This is a genomic window from Mesorhizobium sp. M2A.F.Ca.ET.037.01.1.1 (assembly GCF_003998075.1).
Classification (GTDB): domain Bacteria; phylum Pseudomonadota; class Alphaproteobacteria; order Rhizobiales; family Rhizobiaceae; genus Mesorhizobium.
On the sequence record NZ_RZSA01000993.1, the window covers coordinates 1 to 2,345 of the forward strand.

Sequence of the window (2,345 nt, forward strand, 5' to 3'; positions counted from 1 at the left end):
GATGGATCCTGGGCCGGTCGGCGAGCCGCCGGCCGTCAGCACAGGCGGCGGCGGAAACTGGCCGGCCATCGGCGTTGCTCCGGCGAAGGCCGCGGGCTGCGCCAGCGCCGCGCCGGGCTGGACAGGCGGCGGCAAAAGCGCGCCCTGCGTCGCCAGCGCGCTTTGCGTCGCAAGCGCGCCAGGCGTCGCCGGCGCGCCGGGCATCGTCGACATGGCGAGGGCATCTCCGGTAAGCGCGGCGGTCTGCACCTGCGCGAGGCCGGAAGGCTCCGGCAGCACGGCCACTGTTTCAGGCAGCGCGACCGTCGGCGTGTCGTCGGCCACGACAGGCGTCGAGGCTTCCGCAAGCGCGGGCGCGGCCTTCATTTGCGAGGTCGAGGTGCAACCGCTCAGACCAGCAGCGGCAACGAGCACGCCGATCGCGGTGATTATGACTTTTGCTGGCAAGCCGTGAGGGTCCGGTTTGTCTGTTATTAAGGAGTCCTTACACCAGCGATTCACACCCGGCAATCGGGGCCACCAGGCGGTTTTCGGGTGGCGGGAACAGGGCGGAAATGCCATATTGTTCTGGATATGTACTCGTTTTTCGCTGTTTTGCCGAAGGAAAACGCCATGAAACCCACATCTGAGATCACGGCCGGCCACGCAGTGTTAGAAACAGTGATCGGCTTCATGGGCATCGCCTGGAATGAGAAGGGCCTGATCCGGCTCTGCCTGCCCGAACGCAGCCGCGGGGCGGTCGAGCGCCGGCTGTTTCGTCACGCCGGTGTTTCGAAATCGACCGACCAGCCGCAATGGGTGGTCGAGCTGATCGCCTCGATCCAGGCCTATGCGGCCGGTGAGGACGTCGATTTCTCCGACGTGCCGGTCGATCTCGACGGCGTCGATGACTTTCGCCTCGCCATCTACGATGCCGCGCGCAAGCTCGGCTTCGGCGAGACCACCACCTATGGCGAGTTGGCCAGGCGCGCCGGCCATGCCGGGCTCGCCCGCGAGACGGGTGCTGCGCTCGGCGCCAACCCGGTGCCGCTGGTCATCCCCTGCCACCGCATCCTGGCGGCCGGCGGCAAGATTGGCGGCTTCTCCGCGCCGGGCGGCTCGGCCACCAAGGAAAGGATGCTGGCCATGGAAGGCGTTCGCGTCGGCCCGCCGCCCGTCGCGCAGGCCTCGTTCGAGTTCTGAGGGGCGCTACCCGGCCCTTCACCCGCTGTCAGTCGTTGTGCAGGAACCGGCGACGGAAACGCCGATCGAAGTCCGGCCGCTTGCAGACATAGACCATGCAGGACCTGGTGTCGGCGCTCGGAACATAGGCGCGCGACCTCACCTCGCCCGCGTTGCAGAAGCGCTCGTCGCGCACGTAGCGATCATAGAGCGGAAGCCCCGGCACCCGCGTCGACTGATAGCGCAGGATGACGGCGCCCTGTCTGGCGATCGTCGCCTGCACCCGGTCGCAGCTCATGCGCGTCGGATCATAGCGCGACACCGCCTGCGCCTCGGCGGCCAGCAGCAGCAGGCAGGCCGCAAGCAGAATGGTTTTCATGGTTCTCCTCCAGGAACGGCGAGCATTTCATCTCTCCACAACGTGTGACCGGTGTCAAAACTTCCGTGCGCCGCTTCCAAACGCCTGAGGCTGCACGCCGGCAGCGCGCAAGCGAACGTCTTGTTTTCTTGCAAAAACTATCCTATATCCGGTGCATTGAATTTGGCCGATCGATCGGGCCGCGATCTTCGCGTTTGCTGACGTCTATCTCCAAAGTTTCGATACCGCCGGCCGGACGTTGGTCCGGTCAAACAAAAGCAAATGTGAAGGACTTTCTATATGGCAACTGGTACGGTCAAGTGGTTCAACGCCACCAAGGGCTACGGCTTCATCCAGCCTGACAATGGCGGCGCGGACGTTTTCGTCCACATCTCCGCTGTCGAGCGCGCTGGGATGACGAGCCTGGCTGAAGGCCAGAAAATCAACTTCGAGATCGAGCAGGACCGCCGCACCGGCAAGTCCGCAGCTGGGTCTCTGAGCAAGGCAGCCTGATTTGGCTTAAGCATTTTGCCGCGAGGCTTAACCGCCGAGCGCCGCGAAATGCGAGTAAGTAAGGCGCGCGCCGGACGAAGGTTCGGGGCGCGCGGCAAGTCACGGATGTACTGACGGTCGCGCGATAAGCGCGCCGGAGCGGAAAGACCGACAAGCTGGAACAGCAGATAGCTGCCAGCCCGGACCGGACGTTCCCGATCAGGCTACCGGCACAGGAAGGCGGGCAATGCCCGCCTTTTTTGTTGTCTGGATTTTGGAGCAGCTTTCTTCTCCCCGTTCACGGGGAGAAGTGCCCGGCAGGGCGATGAGGGGC

3 protein-coding genes and 1 pseudogene are annotated in these 2,345 nt (G+C 64.6%); 2 read left to right on the forward strand and 2 right to left on the reverse strand.

Translation table 11 applies throughout. The annotated features are described in order from the left end of the window. Positions 1-447 (reverse strand): annotated as a pseudogene (locus EOA27_RS32400) (lytic transglycosylase domain-containing protein); the annotation flags it as partial. 165 nt (positions 448-612) lie between these two features. Here EOA27_RS32400 and EOA27_RS32405 point away from each other — a divergent pair. Then, positions 613-1,182, forward strand: a complete 570-nt coding sequence (locus EOA27_RS32405; protein ID WP_126081722.1) for a methylated-DNA--[protein]-cysteine S-methyltransferase — start codon at positions 613-615, stop codon at positions 1,180-1,182. Positions 1,183-1,210: 28 nt separating this feature from the next. Here EOA27_RS32405 and EOA27_RS32410 read toward each other — a convergent pair whose 3' ends face one another. Further along, positions 1,211-1,540: a hypothetical protein gene (locus EOA27_RS32410; RefSeq protein WP_126081721.1), complete on the reverse strand. Its 330-nt coding sequence runs from the start codon at positions 1,538-1,540 to the stop codon at positions 1,211-1,213. Between the two features lie 279 nt (positions 1,541-1,819). Here EOA27_RS32410 and EOA27_RS32415 point away from each other — a divergent pair, with 279 nt between their 5' ends. After that, complete coding sequence (locus EOA27_RS32415) at positions 1,820-2,032, forward strand: cold-shock protein (RefSeq protein WP_027168154.1); 213 nt, start codon at positions 1,820-1,822, stop codon at positions 2,030-2,032. Positions 2,033-2,345: the final 313 nt, after the last annotated feature.

What these genes read in the sequence shown, in the direction of transcription:
- EOA27_RS32410 (WP_126081721.1), bottom strand. Translation starts at nt 1,540, where the DNA reads ATGAAAACCATTCTGCTTGCGGCCTGCCTGCTGCTGCTGGCCGCCGAG.
- EOA27_RS32415 (WP_027168154.1), top strand. Translation starts at nt 1,820, where the DNA reads ATGGCAACTGGTACGGTCAAGTGGTTCAACGCCACCAAGGGCTACGGC.
- EOA27_RS32405 (WP_126081722.1), top strand. Translation starts at nt 613, where the DNA reads ATGAAACCCACATCTGAGATCACGGCCGGCCACGCAGTGTTAGAAACA.